Here is a 15,754-nt window from a genome sequence, read left to right as displayed (position 1 = left end):
CACCAAGTTCGAGTCAGAAGTATACGTACTGGGCAAAGACGAAGGTGGCCGTCATACGCCGTTCTTCAAAGGCTATCGTCCACAGTTCTACTTCCGTACAACTGACGTAACCGGTACTATCGAGCTGCCAGAAGGCGTTGAGATGGTAATGCCTGGTGACAACATCAAGATGGTTGTTGAGCTGATCGCACCTATCGCGATGGACGAAGGTCTACGCTTCGCTATCCGTGAAGGTGGCCGTACTGTAGGCGCGGGTGTTGTTGCTAACATCATCGCTTAATTTGATAGACATCTTGTCTTATCAATCAAAGGGAGCGCATTTGCGCTCCCTTTTTGTTTGCGCTTTCTTTCGCGATAACTTGATATAAATGAGTTAGTCATCAATAACCAAGCGTTATATAAAAACCCTTTACCTTGAAAGCAATGCGAACTATTCTCGTTATAGTTAATGTTTTGAGATGACAGAGATGTTAGTTTGTATTTGCCACAGCGTGTCGGATAAGACCATTAAGCATTGGGTGCGTCAGCAAGGCGTCACCAGTATCCGTGAGTTACGCCAGCTGACCCCTCTGGGTTCGCAATGTGGTAAATGTGTACGTCAAGCCAAAGAGGTAATATATGACGAGAGCCAACTGATCACGCTACAAAAAGCGAGTTAACCTGCAGTCAATATTTGACAGCCTCCTTATGGGTTCTACATTTGTTAAGTAGAACCCATAAGGAGGCTTTTGCCATGAAAGGCGATCCAAAATCGATAGCGTTTCTCAACACGGTACTCGGCAATGAACTGATTGCGATTAATCAGTACTTTTTGCATGCGCGCATGCTTAAAGACTGGGGCTTAAAAGTCATCGCGGACAAAGAATATGAAGAGTCCATTGATGAGATGAAACATGCGGACAAGCTCATTGAGCGTATCTTGTTTTTAGAAGGGACGCCCAATTTGCAAGATTTAGGCAAGTTACGCATTGGTGAAGATACACAAGAAATTTTCGAGTGTGATTTGGCGCTAGAGATGCAAGCGCACGAAGACTTGAAAGAAGCGATTGCTTACACCGAAAGCATCCGTGATTTCGTGTCGCGCGATCTGTTCCAGTATATCCTCGATGATGAGGAAGAGCACATTGATTGGTTGGAGACTCAGCTGGGTCTGATTGATAAAGTGGGTATCGCCAACTACAACCAAGCACAGATAATCGAAGACGCCAGCGATAAAGCTTAAGACGGCGCTCAACGTCTCGAGGTAGATGAACGCACCCTGTCGGGTGCGTTTTTGTTTGGGCTTATTTTTTAACCAAGGCTTGCAAAGCTATCGCGCATCGGTATAATGCCCGGCACTGCTTAAGTCATTGCGACTTCCGACGCAGTTGTGAACCAATGAGCATCGAGGAATGGAACAGTAAACTGTTCGTTTAATGTATACTCCGCTTATGTTCGCAGTCATAGAATAATGGCTGACAATGTGCCTAATTTTGGCACTACGGTTTCACATAAATTAATCGGCATTCCCTCGTCTTAATGAGGTGGAATGGCGATATTGTTTGTGTAAATATTTTAGAATTTGGAGCTCTGTCTCATGCAGAACCAACGTATCCGTATCCGCCTTAAGGCGTTCGATCATCGTTTGATCGATCAGTCTACCGCGGAAATCGTTGAAACCGCTAAGCGCACTGGCGCACAGGTTAAGGGACCAATCCCTCTACCTACTCGTAAAGAGCGCTTCACCGTTCTTATTTCTCCGCACGTAAACAAAGACGCACGTGACCAGTACGAAATTCGTACTCACAAACGTCTGATCGACATCGTTGAGCCAACAGATAAAACTGTTGACGCTCTGATGCGTCTTGACCTTGCTGCGGGCGTTGATGTTCAAATCAGCCTGGGTTAAGGGGGAGTAGATAATGATTGGTCTAGTCGGTCGTAAAGTCGGTATGACTCGTATCTTCAACGAAGATGGCGTTTCTATCCCGGTAACCGTAGTTGAAGTTGAAGCTAACCGTGTTGCGCAGGTGCGTAAGCCTGACGTTGACGGTTATGCCGCAATTCAAATCACTACAGGCGAGAAGAAAGCAAGCCGTGTTAACAAGGCACAAGCTGGTCACTTTGCGAAAGCAGGTGTTGAAGCAGGCCGCGGTTTGTGGGAATTCCGTCTGGAAAATGGTGAAGAGTTCGAAGTTGGCGCTGAGCTAAACGTCGATCTTTTCTCTGAAATCAAAAAAGTAGACGTTACTGGCACGTCAAAAGGTAAGGGCTTCCAAGGCGGCGTTAAGCGTTGGAACTTCCGTACTCAAGACATGAGCCACGGTAACTCTTTGTCTCACCGTGCACCTGGTTCTATCGGACAATGTCAGAGCCCAGGTCGCGTATTCAAAGGCAAAAAAATGGCAGGTCACATGGGTGCTGAGCGTGTAACGACTCAAAACCTAGAGATCGTACGTGTTGACGCTGAGCGCAATCTGCTCCTTATTAAAGGTGCAGTCCCAGGTGCGACAGGTGGCAACGTGATCGTTAAACCAGCCGTTAAAGCGTAACGTCGAGGAGATAGTAATGGAATTGGTAGTCAAAGGCGCCGACGCGCTAACTGTTTCCGAAACTACCTTCGGGCGTGAATTCAACGAGTCCCTGGTTCACCAGGTAGTCGTTGCATACGCAGCTGGTGCCCGTCAAGGTACTCGCGCTCAGAAAACTCGTTCAGACGTGTCTGGTGGCGGTGCTAAGCCATGGCGTCAGAAGGGTACTGGTCGCGCCCGTGCAGGTACAATCCGCAGCCCAATCTGGCGCAGCGGTGGTGTCACTTTCGCAGCACGTCCTCAGGACCACGCTCAGAAAGTAAACAAAAAGATGTACCGTGGTGCTCTTAAGAGCATCCTGTCAGAGCTGGTTCGTCAAGAGCGTTTGATCGTTGTTGATAACTTCTCTGTTGAAGCACCAAAAACTAAAGAGCTTGTCGCTAAGCTGAAAGAGCTTGAGCTGAACGATGCTCTGATCGTCACTGCCGAAGTTGATGAGAACCTGTTCCTTGCGGCACGTAACCTTTATAAGGTTGACGTACGCGATACAGATACCATCGACCCAGTTAGCTTGATCGCTTTCGACAAAGTCGTGATGACTGCTGATGCAGTTAAACAAGTTGAGGAGATGCTGGCATGATCACTGAAGAGCGTATCCTAAAAGTTCTGCGTGCTCCGCACATCTCTGAAAAAGCGACGATGGCCGCTGAAAACAACAACACCGTTGTATTCAAAGTCGCCAAAGAAGCAACTAAAAAAGAGATCAAAGCGGCAGTTGAAAAACTGTTCGAAGTTGAAGTGAAGTCTGTTCGTACTCTTCTTGTGAAGGGTAAGACCAAACGTCAAGGTATGCGTGAAGGCCGTCGTAGCGACTGGAAAAAAGCGTATGTTGCCTTGAAAGAAGGTCAGGACATCGACTTCGTTGGCGGCGCTGAGTAAGACGGAGGAGTAAAAGCAAATGGCTATTATCAAATGTAAGCCGACTTCACCGGGTCGTCGTCACCTTGTTAAAGTGGTTAACCATGATCTGTACAAAGGTAAACCATATGCACCACTGCTAGAGAAAAACTCTAAGTCTGGTGGTCGCAATAACAACGGTCGAATCACAGTGCGTCACATCGGTGGTGGTCACAAGCATCATTACCGTGTAATTGACTTCAAACGTACTAAAGACGGTATCCCAGCGAAAGTTGAGCGTCTCGAGTACGATCCGAACCGTAGTGCAAACATCGCGCTTGTACTGTATACGGACGGTGAACGTCGTTACATCATCGCACCAAAAGGCCTAAAAGCCGGTGATCAGATCCAATCTGGTGCAGATTCAGCTATCAAGGTAGGTAACACCCTGCCAATGCGTAACATCCCAGTGGGTTCTACTATCCACAATATCGAGCTTAAGCCTGGTAAAGGTGGTCAGTTAGCTCGTTCTGCGGGTGCATATGCGCAAATCGTAGCTCGTGACGGCGCGTACGTCACACTCCGCCTGCGCAGCGGTGAAATGCGTAAGGTTCTTGCTGAAGGTCGTGCGACTCTTGGTGAAGTGGGTAACTCTGAGCACATGCTACGCGAACTGGGTAAAGCCGGTGCCGCGCGCTGGAAAGGCGCACGTCCAAGCGTACGTGGTGTTGCAATGAACCCGATTGACCACCCACACGGTGGTGGTGAAGGCCGTACCTCAGGTGGTCGTCATCCAGTATCACCTTGGGGTATGCCAACTAAAGGCTTCAAGACCCGTAAGAACAAACGTACCGACAAGTACATCGTACGTCGTCGTAACAAGTAATTATTATCAGAGGATAAGCCATGCCACGTTCTCTCAAGAAAGGTCCTTTTATTGACCTGCACTTGCTGAAGAAGGTAGAGAAAGCGGTGGAAAGCGGTGACAAGAAGCCTTTAAAGACTTGGTCCCGTCGTTCAATGATCATCCCACAGATGATCGGATTGACCATCGCTGTCCATAATGGTCGTCAGCACGTACCCGTTTTCGTTTCTGAAGAAATGATCGGTCACAAGCTGGGCGAGTTTGCACCAACACGTACTTATCGCGGCCATGCTGCTGATAAGAAAGCTAAGAAGCGTTAAGGGGTAAGAAATGGAAGCTATTGCTAAACATCGCTTTGCTCGTATCTCGCCTCAAAAAGCACGTTTGGTTGCGGATCAAGTGCGCGGTAAAGACGTAGCACAAGCACTGGAACTACTGACTTTCAGCAACAAAAAAGCTGCTGACCTGGTTAAGAAAGTGTTGGAATCTGCTATTGCAAACGCCGAGCATAACGAAGGTGCGGATATCGACGATCTAAGCGTCGCCAAAGTCTTCGTTGATGAAGGCCCAATCATGAAGCGTATTATGCCTCGTGCAAAAGGCCGTGCCGATCGCATCTTGAAGCGTTCTAGCCACATCACTGTTGTTGTAGCAGACCGCTAAGAGACGAGGAGATAAAGCAATGGGTCAAAAAGTACATCCTAATGGTATTCGTCTTGGCATTGTTAAGCCTTGGAATTCCACTTGGTTTGCTAATAACCAAGATTTCGCTGACAACCTAGACGGCGACTTTAAGGTACGTCAGTTCTTGAACAATGAACTGAAAAAAGCGTCAGTCTCTCGCATCGTTATCGAGCGTCCTGCTAAGAGTGTTCGTGTGACTATTCACACTGCACGTCCTGGTGTGGTTATCGGTAAGAAAGGTGAAGATGTTGAGAAGCTGCGCGCTCACGTTGCAAAACTAGCCGGTGTACCAGCGCAAATCAACATCGCTGAAGTACGTAAGCCTGAGCTAGATGCGCAACTTGTTGGCGACAGCATCGCATCACAGCTAGAGCGCCGTGTTATGTTCCGTCGTGCGATGAAGCGCGCGGTACAAAACGCTATGCGCCTAGGTGCCAAAGGTATCAAAGTAGAAGTAAGCGGCCGTCTTGGCGGCGCTGAAATCGCTCGTACCGAGTGGTACCGTGAAGGCCGTGTGCCACTGCACACCCTTCGTGCTGACATTGATTACGCAACTTCTTCTGCTCACACCCAGTACGGTGTAATCGGCATTAAAACCTGGATCTTCAAAGGTGAAATCCTAGGTGGAATGGCTGAAGTTGAGCAAAAGGCTGACAAGCCGAAGAAGCAGCGTAAAGGCCGTAAGTAAGGAGTCTATCGATGCTTCAACCAAAACGTACTAAGTTCCGCAAGACTTTTAAAGGTCGTAACCGCGGTCTGGCGCACGGTACTGACGTAAGCTTCGGTACCTATGGCCTGAAAGCTGTTGGTCGCGGTCGTATCACTGCGCGTCAAATTGAGGCGGCTCGTCGTGCGATGACTCGTCACATTAAACGTCAAGGCCAAATCTGGATTCGTGTCTTCCCTGACAAACCAATTACTGGTAAGCCGTTGGAAGTTCGTATGGGTAAGGGTAAAGGTTCAGTAGATTACTGGGTTGCCCAAATCCAACCAGGCAAGGTCCTGTACGAAATGGATGGTGTTCCTGAATCACTGGCTCGCGAAGCGTTTGAATTAGCTTCACGTAAGCTACCGATCAAAACCACTTTCGTAACTAAGGCGGTGATGTGATGAAAGCACAAGAACTACGTGAAAAGACTGCTGAGCAGCTGAACGAAGAGCTAATGGGTCTGCTACGTGAGCAGTTTAATCTGCGCATGCAAGCGGCTACTGGCCAACTTCAGCAAACTCACACTCTTAAAGCTGTTCGTCGCGATATCGCACGTGTAAAAACCGTACTGACTGAGAAGGCTAACGCATAATGAGCGAGAACATCCGCACTCAGCAAGGTCGCGTTATCAGCGACAAAGGCGATAAAACTATCGTCGTTGCTATCGAGCGTTTTGTGAAACACCCAATCTACGGTAAGTACATCAAGCGCACGAGTAAGCTACATGTACACGATGAATCAAACCAGTGTAACCAAGGTGACACTGTCGAGGTTCGTGAGTGTCGTCCAATCTCTAAGCAAAAGTCTTGGACATTGGTTCGCGTTGTTGAAAAATCACGCATCTAAGCGATTTTTCATACAATAATAAGTCAAACGGCTCTCATTTGGGGGGCCGTTTATTTTTTATCTACCCATCTGGTCAAAATAGTGTTATTATTCGCCGCCCTTGTAAAAAGGCAGCCCGACCCGAGATGGGTCTAGATGTAATAACAGCGGAGCACTAACAATGATCCAAATGCAAAGTATGCTGGACGCAGCCGACAACTCCGGCGCTCGCAGTGTAATGTGTATTAAGGTTCTGGGTGGCTCTCACCGTCGTTACGCCCACGTTGGCGACATCATCAAAGTTACCGTTAAGGATTCAATCCCACGCGGTAAAGTGAAAAAAGGTGATGTGCTTAAGGCGGTGGTAGTTCGCACCCGTAAAGGCGTACGTCGTCCAGACGGCTCTGTCATTCGCTTCGACCGCAATGCTTGCGTGTTGTTGAACAACACTAACGAGCAACTAGTCGGCACACGTATCTTTGGCCCTGTGACACGCGAACTTCGTACTGAGAAGTTCATGAAAATTGTGTCTCTGGCGCCTGAAGTTCTGTAAGGAGCGATCTCATGGCAGCTAAAATCCGTCGTAACGACGAAGTTATCGTTCTTGCCGGTAAAGACAAAGGCAAGAAAGGTAAAGTATCTAAGGTTCTACCGACCGGTAAAGTTATCGTTGAAGGTATTAACCTCGTGAAGAAACACCAGAAGCCGGTTCCGGCTCTGGGCACTCAAGGTGGCATCGTTGAACAAGAAGCCGCTATTGACGTTTCAAACGTGGCTATCTTTAACGCAGCTGCTGGTAAAGGTGACCGTGTAGGCTTCCGATTTGAAGACGGCAAAAAAGTGCGTTTCTTCAAGTCGAATGGCGAAACTATTAAGTAATTCTGGAGTAGTACAATGGCGAAACTGCATGATTACTACAAAGAGACAGTTGTAGCTGAGCTATCTAAGCAATTTGGTTACAAAAGCATCATGCAAGTCCCAGGGATCGAAAAGATCACCCTAAACATGGGTGTGGGCGAAGCTCTGAACGACAAAAAACTGCTTGAAAACGCAGCTGCTGATATGACCGCAATTTCTGGTCAAAAGCCGCTGATCACTAAAGCACGTAAATCAGTCGCAGGCTTCAAGATCCGTGAGGGCTACCCAATTGGTTGTAAAGTAACCCTACGTGGCGAGCGTATGTGGGACTTCTTTGAGCGTTTGATCGCTATCGCAGTTCCTCGTATCCGTGACTTCCGTGGTCTGAACCCGAAAGCGTTCGACGGTCGCGGTAACTACAGCATGGGCGTTCGCGAGCAAATCATCTTCCCTGAGATTGACTACGACAAAGTCGATCGTATCCGTGGTCTTGATATTACTATCACTACCACCGCAGGTACAGATGAGGAAGGTCGAGCTCTGCTGGCTGCCTTTAACTTCCCATTCCGTAAGTAAGGTGAAGGGTTACTGTTATGGCTAAAAAATCGATGAAAGCACGTGACGTAAAACGTGCGAAGCTCGCAGCCCGTTATGCTGAAAAGCGTGACAACCTGCGTGCGACCATTAAGAATGTCAACACGTCAGACGAAGAGCGTTGGGACGCAGTCCTGAAGCTTCAGTCGCTACCGCGTGATTCTGCGAAGTCTCGTCAGCGTAACCGCTGTAACCAGACTGGTCGTCCACATGGCTACCTACGCAAATTCGGCCTAAGCCGAATCAAGGTTCGTGAAGCTTGCATGAAAGGCGAGATTCCGGGTCTGCGTAAGGCAAGCTGGTAATTGAATCACGGGAGTAAAGACTTATGAGCATGCAAGATCCGATCTCGGATATGCTGACCCGCCTACGCAACGGTCAGGCAGCAAAGAAAGTTGCTGTTAAAATGCCTTCGTCAAAGCTAAAAGTGGCAATTGCTGAGCTACTAAAAGCAGAAGGTTACGTGGCTGACGTCGCAGTAAATAGCGACGCGAAGCCTGAACTGGAAGTGACGTTGAAATACTTCGAATCTAAACCAGTTATCGAGCAAATCCAACGTGTTAGCCGTCCAGGCCTGCGCATCTACAAAAAGAAAGATGAGTTGCCTTCAGTGATGGGTGGCCTTGGTATTGCTGTTGTATCAACTTCGAAAGGTTTGATGACCGATCGCGCAGCTCGCAAAGCGGGTCTGGGCGGTGAAATCATCTGCTACGTAGCTTAATAAGGAGTAGGAAATGTCTCGTGTTGCAAAAGCACCTGTCGTAGTTCCTGCCGGCGTAGAGGTGAAACTTAACGGTCAGGAAATCACTGTAAAAGGAAGCAAAGGCGAACTTAGCCGCACGCTTCACGATATGGTGTCAGTAAACCAAGAAGAGAACACCATTACCTTCGCACCAAGTGTGGAGCACGCTAAAGCATGGGCTCATGCTGGCACCGCGCGCGCACTGGTCAACAGCATGGTTGTTGGTGTTACAGAAGGCTTTACCAAGAAACTGATCCTGAAAGGTGTTGGTTACCGTGCAAACGTTGCAGGTAATAAACTTAACCTGACACTTGGTTTCTCTCACCCGGTTGAGCACGCTCTGCCAGAGGGTGTTAAGGCAGAATGTCCAAGCCAAACTGAAATTGTTATCAGCGGTGCTGATAAACAAGCAGTTGGCCAGGTGGCTGCCGATATCCGCGCATACCGCAAGCCAGAGCCTTACAAAGGCAAAGGCGTTCGTTACTCTGACGAAGCTGTGCGTACCAAAGAAGCTAAGAAGAAGTAAGGTAACACTATGGATAAGAAAGCATCTCGTATCCGTCGTGCGACCAAAGCACGACGCAAGATCGCGGAAATGGGTGCGACTCGCCTGGTGGTACACCGTACTCCACGTCATGTGTACGCACAGGTTATCGCTGGTAACGGCGCGGAAGTTATCGCCGCCGCTTCTACCGTAGAAAAAGCGATCCGTGAGCAAGTGAAGAGCACCGGTAACAAAGACGCCGCTGCAGCCGTGGGTAAGATCATTGCTGAGCGAGCGAAGGAAAAAGGCATCGAAGCCGTTGCTTTTGACCGTTCCGGTTTCCAATACCACGGCCGTGTGGCTGCACTGGCAGATGCTGCCCGTGAAGCTGGTCTGAAATTCTAAGGTAGGTGGAAGATGGCTAACGATAAACAACAAAGTGATTTGCATGAGAAGCTGATCGCTGTAAACCGTGTATCTAAAACGGTTAAAGGTGGTCGCATCTTTACCTTCACTGCCCTGACTGTGGTAGGTGATGGTAACGGTCGCGTAGGTTTCGGTTACGGTAAAGCCCGTGAAGTACCTGCTGCGATCCAAAAATCAATGGAAAAGGCGCGTCGTAACATGATTACTATCGCGCTGAAAGACGGTACTCTGCACCACGCTGTTAAAGGCCGCCACACTGGTTCAAAAGTGTACATGCAGCCAGCATCAGAAGGTACAGGTATCATCGCCGGTGGTGCGATGCGTGCCGTGCTTGAAGTAGCAGGCGTTCAAGACGTTCTGGCGAAAGCATACGGTTCTACCAACCCAATCAACATCGTTCGTGCAACGATTGATGGTCTGGGTGGTACGAAGTCTCCAGAGATGGTAGCTGCGAAACGTGGCATGCCTGTCAACGAAATTCTGGGGTAATACGACATGGCTAAGACAATTAAAGTAACTCAGACTCGTAGCGCTATCGGCCGCTTGCCGAAGCACAAAGCGACCCTGCGTGGCTTGGGCCTACGTCGCATCAACCACACTGTTGAACTTGAAGATACACCGTGCGTGCGCGGTATGATCAACAAAGTCAACTACATGGTTAAAGTGGAGGAGTAATCACATGCGTTTGAATACTCTATCTCCGGCTGCAGGCTCAAAGCCTTCTGCGAAGCGTGTAGGCCGTGGTATTGGTTCAGGCCTGGGTAAAACCGGTGGCCGTGGTCACAAAGGTCAGAAATCACGTTCAGGTGGTTCAGTACGCCCAGGTTTCGAAGGCGGTCAAATGCCTTTGAAACAGCGTCTGCCAAAATTCGGTTTTACTTCGCGTAAAGGCCTCACTTCTGCTGAAGTTCGTCTCGGCGAGCTGGCAAAAGTTGAAGGTGACGTGGTAAGCCTTGAAACACTGAAAGCAGCGAATGTTATCGCACAAGACACTCGTACGGCGAAAATCGTACTGTCTGGCGAAATCGCTCGCTCAGTGACCGTGAAAGGTGTTCGTGTCACTAAAGGCGCTAAAGCGGCAATCGAAGCTGCAGGCGGTAAAATCGAGGAATAATTTAGCTCGAGGACGAGGTACAGATGGCAAAACAACCAGGACAAAACTTCAGTAGTGCAAAAGGCGGAGTCGCGGAGCTAAAAAGCCGCCTACTTTTTGTAGCAATGGCATTATTGGTATTCCGTGCCGGCTCTTTTGTGCCAATTCCTGGTATTGACGCTGCTGTACTTGCCGATCTGTTCGAACAGCAACAAGGGACCATCATTGACTTGGTTAACATGTTCTCTGGTGGTGCCCTTGAGCGTGCTTCGATACTGGCACTGGGCATTATGCCGTATATTTCGGCGTCGATTATTGTTCAGTTATTGTCAGTGGTTCACCCCGCATTAGCGGAGTTGAAAAAAGAGGGCGAATCTGGCCGTCGTAAGATCAGTCAGTATACCCGCTACGGCACGCTGGTGTTGGCAACTTTCCAAGCAATTGGAATCGCGACTGGGTTACCGAGTATGATGCCAGGTCTGGTGATTAATCCAGGTCCTGCGTTTTACTTTACTGCGGTTGTCAGTTTGGTCACAGGTACCATGTTCTTAATGTGGTTAGGTGAGCAAATTACGGAACGTGGTATAGGTAACGGTATCTCGCTGATCATTTTCACCGGGATTGTCGCGGGTCTGCCACCCGCAATTGGACAGACAATAGAGCAAGCGCGTCAAGGCGACATGTCTCCGCTTCTCTTGCTAGGTATCGCAGTGATCGTATTGGCGGTCGTCTACTTTGTGGTCTTTATGGAGCGTGGTCAACGTCGTATCGTCGTTAACTACGCCAAGCGGCAACAAGGTCGCCGTGTCTTTGCAGCGCAAAGCACGCACCTGCCACTTAAGATCAACATGGCAGGCGTTATTCCTGCGATTTTTGCATCAAGTATTATTTTGTTCCCTGGCACGCTTGCTAACTGGTTTGGTAAGGGTGATCAAACAAGCTGGCTAACCGATGTGTCATTGGCACTGAGTCCGGGGCAACCAGCGTACGTAATACTTTATGCGGCAGCGATTATCTTCTTCTGCTTTTTCTATACAGCGTTGGTGTTTAACCCGCGAGAAACAGCAGATAATTTGAAGAAGTCAGGAGCGTTCGTACCTGGTATTCGCCCGGGTGAGCAGACTGCTAAATACATTGATAAAGTAATGACGCGGTTAACCCTCGCAGGTGCCATGTATATTACCTTTATCTGTCTGATCCCCGAGTTCATGATGATTGCGTGGGATGTCCACTTCTACTTTGGTGGTACATCACTACTCATCGTAGTAGTCGTAATCATGGACTTTATGGCTCAAGTTCAGACTCATTTGATGTCTCAACAATATGAGTCCGTGTTGAAAAAAGCCAACCTCAAAGGCTACGGCCGCTAATAGGTTGTCTATTTACGGAGTTTAGCAATGAAAGTTCGTGCTTCCGTTAAGAAAATCTGCCGTAACTGTAAAGTGATCAAGCGTAACGGTACCGTTCGTGTGATCTGCAGTGAGCCAAAGCACAAGCAGCGCCAAGGCTAATAGCAGAATATTTTTCTTGCAAAATGAGGTCAGGCTGGCTACATTAGCCAGCCCACCTTTTGTATGTGCAAAAGAAGTGGTTATGCCGCTGCGTATCCTCGACGGGCTCTGCAGCGGTTCTACTTGAAAAGTACTAGGAGTGAATAGTGGCCCGTATAGCAGGCATTAACATTCCTGATCAAAAGCATGCTGTTATCGCATTGACTGCGATTTACGGCGTCGGCAAAACCACCTCTCAAGCTATTTTAGCTGATGCAGGTATTGCTGAAAGCACTAAGATCAGTGAACTATCAGAAGAACAGATCGACCAATTGCGTGACGGTGTCGCTAAGTACACCGTAGAAGGCGATCTACGTCGTGAAATTTCCATGAACATCAAGCGTCTTATGGACCTTGGTTGTAACCGCGGTATTCGTCATCGTCGCAGCTTGCCACTACGTGGTCAGCGTACGAAGACCAATGCTCGTACCCGTAAGGGTCCGCGCAAGCCGATCAAGAAATAATCGGGGTAGATAAGTACTATGGCTAAACAAGCAACTCGTGCACGCAAACGCGTACGCAAGCAAGTCGCTGATGGCGTCGCGCACATTCATGCGTCTTTCAATAACACAATCGTGACGATTTCTGACCGTCAAGGTAACGCTCTGGCATGGGCGACCGCCGGTGGTTCAGGTTTCCGTGGCTCTCGTAAGTCAACTCCATACGCTGCGCAGGTTGCTGCAGAGCGTTGTGGTGAAATGGCAAAAGAGTACGGCCTGAAAAACCTCGAAGTGATGGTTAAAGGTCCAGGTCCAGGTCGCGAGTCTACTATTCGTGCCTTGAACGCAGCGGGCTTCCGCATCACTAACATTGTTGATGCGACGCCAATCCCGCATAACGGTTGTCGTCCACCTAAGAAACGCCGCGTTTAATACGCACTAGCGCTGTTTCTTAGAATATTGGAGAAAGATCATGGCAAGATATTTGGGTCCTAAGCTGAAGCTTAGCCGTCGCGAAGGCACTGACTTATTCCTTAAGTCAGGCGTACGCGCGATTGATACCAAGTGTAAAATCGATAACGTCCCAGGCGTTCACGGTCAGCGTCGCGGCCGTCTGTCTGACTATGGCGTTCAGCTTCGCGAGAAGCAAAAAGTACGTCGTATGTACGGCGTAATGGAAAAGCAGTTCCGTAACTACTACAAAGACGCTGCCCGCATCAAGGGTAATACAGGTGAGAACCTGCTTCAGCTTCTTGAAGGTCGCCTAGACAACGTAGTTTACCGCATGGGCTTTGGCGCAACTCGCGCTGAATCACGTCAGCTGGTAAGCCACAAAGCGATCCTAGTTAACGGCAAAGTAGTTAACGTACCTTCTTTCAAGGTTTCGGCAAACGACGTGATTAGCATTCGCGAGAAAGCTAAGAACCAGGCGCGTATCAAAGCAGCTCTAGAAGTTGCCGCTCAACGCGAACTGCCAACTTGGATCGAAGTAGACAGCAAGAAGATGGAAGGCACATTCAAGCGCCTACCAGAGCGTTCTGATTTGTCTGCTGACATCAACGAACACCTGATCGTCGAGCTTTACTCTAAGTAAAGCTGAACTAAAGAGAGGACATAATGCAGGGTTCTGTAACAGAATTTCTTAAGCCGCGTCTAGTTGATATTGAACAAGTTAGCTCGACGCACGCAAAAGTAACTCTTGAACCCCTAGAGCGTGGTTTTGGCCATACTCTGGGGAATGCGCTACGTCGTATCCTACTTTCATCTATGCCAGGCTGTGCGGTGACGGAAGTTGAAATTGACGGCGTATTGCACGAGTACAGCACCAAAGAAGGGGTTCAGGAAGATATCCTGGAAATCCTACTTAACCTTAAAGGCCTAGCCGTTAAGGTTGAGGGTAAAGATGAAGTTATCCTTACTCTGACCAAGTCTGGTGCAGGCCCTGTTGTTGCAGGCGACATCACCCATGATGGTGGTGTTGAGATTGCGAACCCAGAACACGTTATCTGCCACCTGACTGATGCAAGCGCTGAAATTAGCATGCGTATCAAGGTAGAACGTGGTCGTGGCTATGTACCAGCGTCTGCGCGTATCGATAGCGAAGACGACGAGCGTCCAATCGGTCGCCTACTTGTTGACGCAACGTTCAGCCCAGTAGATCGTATTGCTTACAAAGTGGAAGCAGCGCGTGTCGAACAGCGTACTGACCTCGACAAGCTGGTCATCGATATGGAAACTAACGGTACACTGGATCCTGAGGAAGCGATTCGCCGTGCGGCAACCATCCTAGCAGAACAGCTAGATGCGTTTGTTGACCTGCGCGATGTACGTGTCCCTGAGGAGAAAGAAGAGAAGCCAGAGTTCGATCCGATCCTACTGCGTCCTGTAGACGATCTTGAACTAACTGTTCGCTCTGCTAACTGTTTGAAAGCAGAAGCGATTCACTATATCGGTGATCTGGTACAGCGTACCGAGGTTGAGCTTCTGAAAACGCCAAACCTTGGTAAGAAGTCTTTGACTGAAATTAAAGACGTGCTGGCATCACGTGGTCTGTCTCTAGGTATGCGCCTAGAAAACTGGCCGCCAGCATCCATTGCTGAAGATTAATCAGAGACTGATTATTTAGTTAGAAGGATTAGGTCATGCGCCATCGTAAGAGTGGTCGTCAACTCAATCGCAACAGCAGCCATCGTAAAGCGATGTTCAGCAACATGGCTAGCTCGCTGGTAACTCACGAAGTTATCAAAACAACTTTGCCGAAGGCAAAAGAGCTGCGTCGCGTCATTGAACCGTTGATTACCTTAGCTAAAAACGACAGTGTTGCTAACCGTCGTGTAGCATTCGCTCGTACTCGTAACGACGAAGTCGTAGCGAAACTGTTTAATGAACTCGGCCCACGTTTTGCTTCACGTGCTGGCGGTTACACTCGCATTCTGAAATGCGGTGTTCGCTCTGGTGATAAAGCCCCAATGGCTTACATCGAGCTTGTTGATCGCCCAGAGCAAGACGCTGAGCAAGCTGCAGAATAAGTTTTATTACTTATAAGCAGCACCTAGAAAAGCCAGGCAACTCGCCTGGCTTTTTCTTTATCTAGCCTAGGCTTGTATAGGGCAAAATCCCTGATAGGTTTCCGATGCTTGTCTCCTTTCATACAAGAGGTCGGCGTACAACGCACAAAACTTGCAGCATAAATGACAATTTTTAATGCTTAGGAAGCAAAACGAGGTTTAGTTGGCCAAAAAAGGCGATATCGGACAAAAATAGACCGCTTAGTAAAAAACAAACAATTAATGATTGACGGATGTCACAAACGCTTTAGAATGCCGCCCTACTTAACGCAGATAGCGCGTTAGGGGAGTCAAAAAGAGGTTTTATTTCACCCCGGCGGGTTGAAAATAAAAGATAAAATTTCTTCTTGACTTTAACGGCAAGGCGCGTAAGATACGCAGCCCTGACCAAGCGAAGCGCAGCTTCGCATCGTCAACGCTCTTTAACAATTTGACCTATGCAATCTGTGTGGGCACTCGTTGAGAATAGACAAAAAGATTTATTCGATGAACTGAGTGACCAAACGACAA

The 15,754-nt window shown here is 48.6% G+C and carries 31 protein-coding genes; all 31 read left to right on the top strand.

Translation table 11 applies throughout. The features are described 5' to 3' along the window. Positions 1–280: elongation factor Tu (locus tag BZG25_RS15220; protein WP_077639344.1), on the top strand; the 280-nt coding region annotated here is incomplete at its 5' end. A gap of 187 nt (positions 281–467) precedes the next feature. Continuing rightward, the gene (gene bfd, locus BZG25_RS15215) at positions 468–659 is read left to right on the top strand and encodes a bacterioferritin-associated ferredoxin (protein WP_046074828.1); all 192 of its coding nucleotides are present in this window, start codon (positions 468–470) and stop codon (positions 657–659) included. Between the two features lie 74 nt (positions 660–733). Then, positions 734–1,222, top strand: a complete 489-nt coding sequence (gene bfr / locus BZG25_RS15210; RefSeq protein ID WP_046074790.1) for a bacterioferritin — start codon at positions 734–736, stop codon at positions 1,220–1,222. Positions 1,223–1,576: 354 nt separating this feature from the next. Further along, positions 1,577–1,888, top strand: coding sequence for a 30S ribosomal protein S10 (gene rpsJ / locus BZG25_RS15205; RefSeq protein ID WP_002541412.1), 312 nt, complete (start codon positions 1,577–1,579; stop codon positions 1,886–1,888). A gap of 13 nt (positions 1,889–1,901) precedes the next feature. Continuing rightward, positions 1,902–2,531: a 50S ribosomal protein L3 gene (rplC, locus tag BZG25_RS15200; protein WP_046074791.1), complete on the top strand. Its 630-nt coding sequence runs from the start codon at positions 1,902–1,904 to the stop codon at positions 2,529–2,531. A 16-nt stretch (positions 2,532–2,547) separates the two neighbouring features. Then, on the top strand, positions 2,548–3,150 hold the full coding sequence (gene rplD / locus BZG25_RS15195) for a 50S ribosomal protein L4 (protein WP_046074792.1): 603 nt from the start codon (positions 2,548–2,550) through the stop codon (positions 3,148–3,150). Next, entirely contained in the window at positions 3,147–3,449 is a 303-nt protein-coding gene (gene rplW / locus BZG25_RS15190; protein ID WP_021024465.1) for a 50S ribosomal protein L23, read from the top strand. The genes rplD and rplW overlap by 4 nt, the downstream gene beginning before the upstream one ends. A gap of 19 nt (positions 3,450–3,468) precedes the next feature. Next, on the top strand, positions 3,469–4,293 hold the full coding sequence (rplB, locus tag BZG25_RS15185; RefSeq protein ID WP_046074793.1) for a 50S ribosomal protein L2: 825 nt from the start codon (positions 3,469–3,471) through the stop codon (positions 4,291–4,293). Between the two features lie 20 nt (positions 4,294–4,313). Beyond that, complete coding sequence (rpsS, locus tag BZG25_RS15180; protein WP_021024467.1) at positions 4,314–4,592, top strand: 30S ribosomal protein S19; 279 nt, start codon at positions 4,314–4,316, stop codon at positions 4,590–4,592. Positions 4,593–4,602: 10 nt separating this feature from the next. Continuing rightward, on the top strand, positions 4,603–4,935 hold the full coding sequence (rplV, locus tag BZG25_RS15175; RefSeq protein ID WP_046074794.1) for a 50S ribosomal protein L22: 333 nt from the start codon (positions 4,603–4,605) through the stop codon (positions 4,933–4,935). Positions 4,936–4,954: 19 nt separating this feature from the next. Beyond that, positions 4,955–5,644: a 30S ribosomal protein S3 gene (rpsC, locus tag BZG25_RS15170; protein ID WP_046074795.1), complete on the top strand. Its 690-nt coding sequence runs from the start codon at positions 4,955–4,957 to the stop codon at positions 5,642–5,644. A gap of 11 nt (positions 5,645–5,655) precedes the next feature. Further along, entirely contained in the window at positions 5,656–6,066 is a 411-nt protein-coding gene (rplP, locus tag BZG25_RS15165; RefSeq protein ID WP_021024470.1) for a 50S ribosomal protein L16, read from the top strand. Next, the gene (gene rpmC / locus BZG25_RS15160) at positions 6,066–6,257 is read left to right on the top strand and encodes a 50S ribosomal protein L29 (protein WP_046074796.1); all 192 of its coding nucleotides are present in this window, start codon (positions 6,066–6,068) and stop codon (positions 6,255–6,257) included. The genes rplP and rpmC overlap by 1 nt, the downstream gene beginning before the upstream one ends. Further along, entirely contained in the window at positions 6,257–6,511 is a 255-nt protein-coding gene (rpsQ, locus tag BZG25_RS15155; RefSeq protein ID WP_046074797.1) for a 30S ribosomal protein S17, read from the top strand. Before rpmC ends, rpsQ begins: the two co-directional genes overlap by 1 nt. Positions 6,512–6,671: 160 nt before the next feature. Then, entirely contained in the window at positions 6,672–7,043 is a 372-nt protein-coding gene (rplN, locus tag BZG25_RS15150; protein WP_046074798.1) for a 50S ribosomal protein L14, read from the top strand. An 11-nt stretch (positions 7,044–7,054) separates the two neighbouring features. Beyond that, on the top strand, positions 7,055–7,369 hold the full coding sequence (gene rplX, locus BZG25_RS15145) for a 50S ribosomal protein L24 (RefSeq protein ID WP_021024474.1): 315 nt from the start codon (positions 7,055–7,057) through the stop codon (positions 7,367–7,369). A gap of 15 nt (positions 7,370–7,384) precedes the next feature. After that, complete coding sequence (gene rplE, locus BZG25_RS15140; protein ID WP_021024475.1) at positions 7,385–7,924, top strand: 50S ribosomal protein L5; 540 nt, start codon at positions 7,385–7,387, stop codon at positions 7,922–7,924. 17 nt (positions 7,925–7,941) lie between these two features. Continuing rightward, positions 7,942–8,247 carry a 30S ribosomal protein S14 gene (gene rpsN, locus BZG25_RS15135; protein WP_046074799.1) on the top strand — a complete coding sequence of 102 codons (306 nt, stop codon included), beginning with the start codon at positions 7,942–7,944 and terminating at the stop codon, positions 8,245–8,247. Between the two features lie 23 nt (positions 8,248–8,270). Further along, on the top strand, positions 8,271–8,663 hold the full coding sequence (gene rpsH, locus BZG25_RS15130) for a 30S ribosomal protein S8 (protein ID WP_046074800.1): 393 nt from the start codon (positions 8,271–8,273) through the stop codon (positions 8,661–8,663). A 13-nt stretch (positions 8,664–8,676) separates the two neighbouring features. Beyond that, the gene (rplF, locus tag BZG25_RS15125) at positions 8,677–9,210 is read left to right on the top strand and encodes a 50S ribosomal protein L6 (protein ID WP_069362267.1); all 534 of its coding nucleotides are present in this window, start codon (positions 8,677–8,679) and stop codon (positions 9,208–9,210) included. A 9-nt stretch (positions 9,211–9,219) separates the two neighbouring features. Beyond that, positions 9,220–9,573 carry a 50S ribosomal protein L18 gene (rplR, locus tag BZG25_RS15120; protein ID WP_021024479.1) on the top strand — a complete coding sequence of 118 codons (354 nt, stop codon included), beginning with the start codon at positions 9,220–9,222 and terminating at the stop codon, positions 9,571–9,573. Positions 9,574–9,585: 12 nt separating this feature from the next. Continuing rightward, positions 9,586–10,083, top strand: coding sequence for a 30S ribosomal protein S5 (gene rpsE, locus BZG25_RS15115; protein ID WP_046074803.1), 498 nt, complete (start codon positions 9,586–9,588; stop codon positions 10,081–10,083). 6 nt (positions 10,084–10,089) lie between these two features. Then, positions 10,090–10,269, top strand: a complete 180-nt coding sequence (gene rpmD, locus BZG25_RS15110; RefSeq protein ID WP_046074804.1) for a 50S ribosomal protein L30 — start codon at positions 10,090–10,092, stop codon at positions 10,267–10,269. Between the two features lie 4 nt (positions 10,270–10,273). After that, positions 10,274–10,708, top strand: coding sequence for a 50S ribosomal protein L15 (gene rplO / locus BZG25_RS15105; RefSeq protein ID WP_046074805.1), 435 nt, complete (start codon positions 10,274–10,276; stop codon positions 10,706–10,708). A 23-nt stretch (positions 10,709–10,731) separates the two neighbouring features. Next, entirely contained in the window at positions 10,732–12,057 is a 1,326-nt protein-coding gene (gene secY / locus BZG25_RS15100; RefSeq protein ID WP_046074806.1) for a preprotein translocase subunit SecY, read from the top strand. A 27-nt stretch (positions 12,058–12,084) separates the two neighbouring features. After that, on the top strand, positions 12,085–12,198 hold the full coding sequence (rpmJ, locus tag BZG25_RS15095) for a 50S ribosomal protein L36 (protein WP_021024484.1): 114 nt from the start codon (positions 12,085–12,087) through the stop codon (positions 12,196–12,198). A 146-nt stretch (positions 12,199–12,344) separates the two neighbouring features. Beyond that, on the top strand, positions 12,345–12,701 hold the full coding sequence (gene rpsM, locus BZG25_RS15090) for a 30S ribosomal protein S13 (protein ID WP_046074807.1): 357 nt from the start codon (positions 12,345–12,347) through the stop codon (positions 12,699–12,701). Positions 12,702–12,719: 18 nt separating this feature from the next. Beyond that, positions 12,720–13,109, top strand: coding sequence for a 30S ribosomal protein S11 (gene rpsK, locus BZG25_RS15085; RefSeq protein WP_021024486.1), 390 nt, complete (start codon positions 12,720–12,722; stop codon positions 13,107–13,109). A gap of 40 nt (positions 13,110–13,149) precedes the next feature. Beyond that, positions 13,150–13,770, top strand: a complete 621-nt coding sequence (gene rpsD, locus BZG25_RS15080; RefSeq protein WP_046074808.1) for a 30S ribosomal protein S4 — start codon at positions 13,150–13,152, stop codon at positions 13,768–13,770. Between the two features lie 23 nt (positions 13,771–13,793). Continuing rightward, on the top strand, positions 13,794–14,783 hold the full coding sequence (locus BZG25_RS15075; protein ID WP_046074809.1) for a DNA-directed RNA polymerase subunit alpha: 990 nt from the start codon (positions 13,794–13,796) through the stop codon (positions 14,781–14,783). Positions 14,784–14,818: 35 nt separating this feature from the next. Further along, positions 14,819–15,205: a 50S ribosomal protein L17 gene (gene rplQ / locus BZG25_RS15070; protein ID WP_046074810.1), complete on the top strand. Its 387-nt coding sequence runs from the start codon at positions 14,819–14,821 to the stop codon at positions 15,203–15,205. Positions 15,206–15,754: the final 549 nt, after the last annotated feature.

Source organism: Salinivibrio sp. ML198 (assembly GCF_001996015.1).
Classification (GTDB): domain Bacteria; phylum Pseudomonadota; class Gammaproteobacteria; order Enterobacterales; family Vibrionaceae; genus Salinivibrio; species Salinivibrio siamensis.
The sequence above is the reverse complement of the archived record's forward strand: the minus strand, read 5'-3'. Positions and strand labels throughout refer to the sequence as shown.

Bases quoted from the DNA above. Each gene is read 5' to 3' on its own strand.
- bfd (WP_046074828.1), top strand. From the start codon at position 468: ATGTTAGTTTGTATTTGCCACAGCGTGTCGGATAAGACCATTAAGCAT.
- bfr (WP_046074790.1), top strand. From the start codon at position 734: ATGAAAGGCGATCCAAAATCGATAGCGTTTCTCAACACGGTACTCGGC.
- rpsJ (WP_002541412.1), top strand. From the start codon at position 1,577: ATGCAGAACCAACGTATCCGTATCCGCCTTAAGGCGTTCGATCATCGT.
- rplC (WP_046074791.1), top strand. From the start codon at position 1,902: ATGATTGGTCTAGTCGGTCGTAAAGTCGGTATGACTCGTATCTTCAAC.
- rplD (WP_046074792.1), top strand. From the start codon at position 2,548: ATGGAATTGGTAGTCAAAGGCGCCGACGCGCTAACTGTTTCCGAAACT.
- rplW (WP_021024465.1), top strand. From the start codon at position 3,147: ATGATCACTGAAGAGCGTATCCTAAAAGTTCTGCGTGCTCCGCACATC.
- rplB (WP_046074793.1), top strand. From the start codon at position 3,469: ATGGCTATTATCAAATGTAAGCCGACTTCACCGGGTCGTCGTCACCTT.
- rpsS (WP_021024467.1), top strand. From the start codon at position 4,314: ATGCCACGTTCTCTCAAGAAAGGTCCTTTTATTGACCTGCACTTGCTG.
- rplV (WP_046074794.1), top strand. From the start codon at position 4,603: ATGGAAGCTATTGCTAAACATCGCTTTGCTCGTATCTCGCCTCAAAAA.
- rpsC (WP_046074795.1), top strand. From the start codon at position 4,955: ATGGGTCAAAAAGTACATCCTAATGGTATTCGTCTTGGCATTGTTAAG.
- rplP (WP_021024470.1), top strand. From the start codon at position 5,656: ATGCTTCAACCAAAACGTACTAAGTTCCGCAAGACTTTTAAAGGTCGT.
- rpmC (WP_046074796.1), top strand. From the start codon at position 6,066: ATGAAAGCACAAGAACTACGTGAAAAGACTGCTGAGCAGCTGAACGAA.
- rpsQ (WP_046074797.1), top strand. From the start codon at position 6,257: ATGAGCGAGAACATCCGCACTCAGCAAGGTCGCGTTATCAGCGACAAA.
- rplN (WP_046074798.1), top strand. From the start codon at position 6,672: ATGATCCAAATGCAAAGTATGCTGGACGCAGCCGACAACTCCGGCGCT.
- rplX (WP_021024474.1), top strand. From the start codon at position 7,055: ATGGCAGCTAAAATCCGTCGTAACGACGAAGTTATCGTTCTTGCCGGT.
- rplE (WP_021024475.1), top strand. From the start codon at position 7,385: ATGGCGAAACTGCATGATTACTACAAAGAGACAGTTGTAGCTGAGCTA.
- rpsN (WP_046074799.1), top strand. From the start codon at position 7,942: ATGGCTAAAAAATCGATGAAAGCACGTGACGTAAAACGTGCGAAGCTC.
- rpsH (WP_046074800.1), top strand. From the start codon at position 8,271: ATGAGCATGCAAGATCCGATCTCGGATATGCTGACCCGCCTACGCAAC.
- rplF (WP_069362267.1), top strand. From the start codon at position 8,677: ATGTCTCGTGTTGCAAAAGCACCTGTCGTAGTTCCTGCCGGCGTAGAG.
- rplR (WP_021024479.1), top strand. From the start codon at position 9,220: ATGGATAAGAAAGCATCTCGTATCCGTCGTGCGACCAAAGCACGACGC.
- rpsE (WP_046074803.1), top strand. From the start codon at position 9,586: ATGGCTAACGATAAACAACAAAGTGATTTGCATGAGAAGCTGATCGCT.
- rpmD (WP_046074804.1), top strand. From the start codon at position 10,090: ATGGCTAAGACAATTAAAGTAACTCAGACTCGTAGCGCTATCGGCCGC.
- rplO (WP_046074805.1), top strand. From the start codon at position 10,274: ATGCGTTTGAATACTCTATCTCCGGCTGCAGGCTCAAAGCCTTCTGCG.
- secY (WP_046074806.1), top strand. From the start codon at position 10,732: ATGGCAAAACAACCAGGACAAAACTTCAGTAGTGCAAAAGGCGGAGTC.
- rpmJ (WP_021024484.1), top strand. From the start codon at position 12,085: ATGAAAGTTCGTGCTTCCGTTAAGAAAATCTGCCGTAACTGTAAAGTG.
- rpsK (WP_021024486.1), top strand. From the start codon at position 12,720: ATGGCTAAACAAGCAACTCGTGCACGCAAACGCGTACGCAAGCAAGTC.
- rpsD (WP_046074808.1), top strand. From the start codon at position 13,150: ATGGCAAGATATTTGGGTCCTAAGCTGAAGCTTAGCCGTCGCGAAGGC.
- BZG25_RS15075 (WP_046074809.1), top strand. From the start codon at position 13,794: ATGCAGGGTTCTGTAACAGAATTTCTTAAGCCGCGTCTAGTTGATATT.
- rplQ (WP_046074810.1), top strand. From the start codon at position 14,819: ATGCGCCATCGTAAGAGTGGTCGTCAACTCAATCGCAACAGCAGCCAT.